At 65.6% G+C, this 2,845-nt stretch carries 4 protein-coding genes; all 4 read left to right on the forward strand.

Going from position 1 to position 2,845, the window contains the following annotated elements; translation table 11 throughout:
- Nucleotides 1-104: 104 nt before the first annotated feature.
- The 4 genes from tnpA to NKH22_RS31405 all read left to right on the forward strand — a co-directional run bounded on the left by tnpA (nucleotide 105) and on the right by NKH22_RS31405 (nucleotide 2,772).
- On the forward strand, nucleotides 105-449 hold the full coding sequence (tnpA, locus tag NKH22_RS31390; RefSeq protein ID WP_352912426.1) for an IS66-like element accessory protein TnpA: 345 nt from the start codon (nucleotides 105-107) through the stop codon (nucleotides 447-449).
- Nucleotides 446-793: an IS66 family insertion sequence element accessory protein TnpB gene (gene tnpB, locus NKH22_RS31395; RefSeq protein ID WP_023680052.1), complete on the forward strand. Its 348-nt coding sequence runs from the start codon at nucleotides 446-448 to the stop codon at nucleotides 791-793. Before tnpA ends, tnpB begins: the two co-directional genes overlap by 4 nt.
- A gap of 66 nt (nucleotides 794-859) precedes the next feature.
- Entirely contained in the window at nucleotides 860-2,536 is a 1,677-nt protein-coding gene (tnpC, locus tag NKH22_RS31400; protein ID WP_352912428.1) for an IS66 family transposase, read from the forward strand.
- Between the two features lie 2 nt (nucleotides 2,537-2,538).
- Nucleotides 2,539-2,772 carry a hypothetical protein gene (locus NKH22_RS31405; protein WP_023731894.1) on the forward strand — a complete coding sequence of 78 codons (234 nt, stop codon included), beginning with the start codon at nucleotides 2,539-2,541 and terminating at the stop codon, nucleotides 2,770-2,772.
- Nucleotides 2,773-2,845: the final 73 nt, after the last annotated feature.

Genomic DNA, 2,845 nt, shown 5'->3' on the forward strand with positions numbered 1-2,845 from the left:
GATACCCTCCGGCGAAGGCCGCCTTGCGAGAGGATGGCACGGTAGCGAGGCTGCGCTCTTAAGGTCGTCCTTACGAGCGAAGTTAGCAGCACAGCATGAGCCATATGACGTTATTGACCGGGCCGGAGCGGCGGCGTCGTTGGAGTGAAGCGGATCAGTGCCGGATACTGGCGGCGGCATTCGCGCCCGGGGCCCCAGTGGCGGCGGTGGCCCGTCAGTACGATGTCGCGACCAGCCTGATCTACAAGTGGCGCCGCACGATGAGAGCCCGCGAGACGGGCTTTGCCGAAGTTGTCGTGGCTCCCGATGAGCCTGTCGCCGTTTCGCGGCCGGCGGCATCCCCAGCGGTGATCGAGCTGGAGGTCGCCGGCAAGGTGCGGCTGCGGATTCCGCTGACCACGCCGCCAACACTGGCGGCAGCGATGGTGAAGGCGCTGGGCGTTTCATGATCCCGGTTCCGAGCCAGGTGCGGATCTGGTTGGCGGTCGGCCGGACCGATATGCGTCGCGGGATGCAAGGCCTCGCTCTGCAGGTTCAGGAGACGCTGGGCCGGGACCCGCATGCCGGCGATATTTATGTCTTCCGCGGCCGCAGCGGCAATCTGATCAAGATTATCTGGCATGATGGGCTCGGCATGTCGCTGTATGCAAAACGGCTCGAGAAGGGCCGGTTTCTATGGCCGTCGCCGGCGGACGGCACGGTTTCCATATCACCGGCGCAGCTCGCCTACATGCTCGACGGGATCGATTGGCGCAACCCGCTTCACACGTTCCGCCCGCAGCGCGCGGGCTGAGTTTTTCTTTGAGTTTGCGCCATTTTCCGCGAGTCAGCGGACGCGTTTTATGATTCACTCCAGGGCATGGTTGCCACCGCCCAGGATGCTGTTCCGGACGATATTGGCGCGCTGAGAACAGCGCTGACCGCGGCGCTGGCCAGAGCCGAAGACGAGGCCGCGCGCGCTGCGCTGGTCGAGGCCGAACTGGCGGTCGCCAGGGCCAAGGCATCGGATGATGCGGCGCTGATCGCGCATCAGCATCTGACGATCCGGAAGCTGCAGCGGGCGCTGCATGGTCAGAGTTCTGAACGCTCAGCCCGCCTGCACGACCAGATGGAACTCACCTTCGAGGAACTCGAGAGCACCGCGACGGAAGACGAGATCGCCGCCGAACAGGCCGCGGCCCGGACCACCGAGGTGGCGCCTTACATGCGCAAGCGACCGGCGCGCCAGCCATTTCCCGAGCATCTGCCGCGCGAACGCGTGGTCGAGCCGGCGCCGGCCGCTTGCCATTGCTGTGGCGGTCATCGGCTGCGCAAGCTGGGTGAGGATATCACCGAGACGCTGGAGGTGGTGCCGCGGCAATGGAAGGTGATCCAGCACGTGCGGGAGAAGTTCACCTGCCGCGACTGCGAGACGATCAGCCAGGCTCCGGCGCCCTTCCACGCCACCCCGCGCGGCTGGGCCGGTCCCGGCCTGCTGGCGATGATCCTGTTCGAGAAGTTCGGCCAGCATCAGCCGCTTAACCGCCAGGCCGAACGCTATGCCCGCGAAGGCGTGCCGCTCAGCCTGTCGACGCTCGCCGACCAGGTCGGCGCCGGCGCCGCGGCGCTGATGCCGCTGTTCAAGCAGCTCGAAGCCCATGTGCTGGCCGCTTCGCGTCTGCACGGCGACGACACGACGGTGCCGGTCCTGGCCAAGGGCAAGACCGATACCGGCCGATTATGGACCTATGTGCGCGATGACCGACCGTTCGGCGGCGCCGATCCGCCGGCGGCAGTGTTCTACTATTCCCGCGATCGCCGAGGCGAACATCCCGCGACGCATCTCGCCGGCTGGAGCGGCATTCTGCAGGCCGATGCCTTTGGTGGTTATGGCGATCTCTATGCGACGGGTCGTCAGCCGGCGCCTGTTCTGGAGGCCAGCTGCTGGGCCCACAGCCGGCGCAAAGTGTTTGAGCTGGCCGATGTCGAAGCGGCGGCGCGCAAGAAGGCGCACGGCGAGAAGCCCAACCTGGTCTATCCGCTGGCGGTCGAAGCCGTGAAGCGCATCGATGCCCTGTTCGATATCGAGCGCGCGATCAACGGCCTGTCGCCGACCCAACGCCACGCCGTGCGCCAGGAGCGGAGCGCGCCGCTGGTCACCGAGCTCGAGCGCTGGATGATCAAGACGCGCGACAAGCTCTCGCGCGGGCACGACCTGACCAAGGCCTTCAACTACATGCTGCGCCGCTGGTCATCCTTCACCCGGTTCCTCGACGATGGGCGGATCTGCCTATCCAACAATGCAGCCGAGCGAGCCCTGCGCGGCATCGCTCTCGGCAGAAAGTCCTGGCTCTTCTGCGGTTCCGATCGCGGCGGACAGCGCGCGGCCGTTCTCTACAGCCTGATCGTCAGCGCCAAGATGAACGATGTCGACCCGCAGGCCTGGCTCGCCGACGTCCTCGCCCGACTGCCCGCCTATCCGGCCCATCGGATCGATGATTTGCTGCCGTGGAATTGGAGATCCGCAAAATTGCGGACCCAACCAGCGGCGGCCTGATCATGCAGCGCAATAAGGTGCATCACGTCTACACCGTCGATCGTGTCGCCAGGGACCTCGGCGTCAGCGAAGCGCTCATCCAGGACCTGACCCTCGGTCTCGAGCCCGAGGACGGCGTCATCTGGGTCTACGGCGCCAACGATGACGACGGGATCTTGGCCTTCACCGATGAAGGCATCGAGGAGGTCAAACTCCTCCTCGAAGAATATCATCGCGTCTCCCCAAAGAAAGCTTGACCCCAGCACTCCGGTGCTCAGGTTCTCCTGGCTGCCGGATGCGCACGTCTGCGGTCTTCACCGGATGCGTACG

Source organism: Mesorhizobium sp. M1252, assembly GCF_040318265.1.
Classification (GTDB): domain Bacteria; phylum Pseudomonadota; class Alphaproteobacteria; order Rhizobiales; family Rhizobiaceae; genus Mesorhizobium.

Coding starts and splice junctions, on each gene's coding strand:
- tnpA (WP_352912426.1), top strand. CDS start 105: ATGACGTTATTGACCGGGCCGGAGCGGCGGCGTCGTTGGAGTGAAGCG.
- tnpB (WP_023680052.1), top strand. CDS start 446: ATGATCCCGGTTCCGAGCCAGGTGCGGATCTGGTTGGCGGTCGGCCGG.
- tnpC (WP_352912428.1), top strand. CDS start 860: ATGGTTGCCACCGCCCAGGATGCTGTTCCGGACGATATTGGCGCGCTG.
- NKH22_RS31405 (WP_023731894.1), top strand. CDS start 2,539: ATGCAGCGCAATAAGGTGCATCACGTCTACACCGTCGATCGTGTCGCC.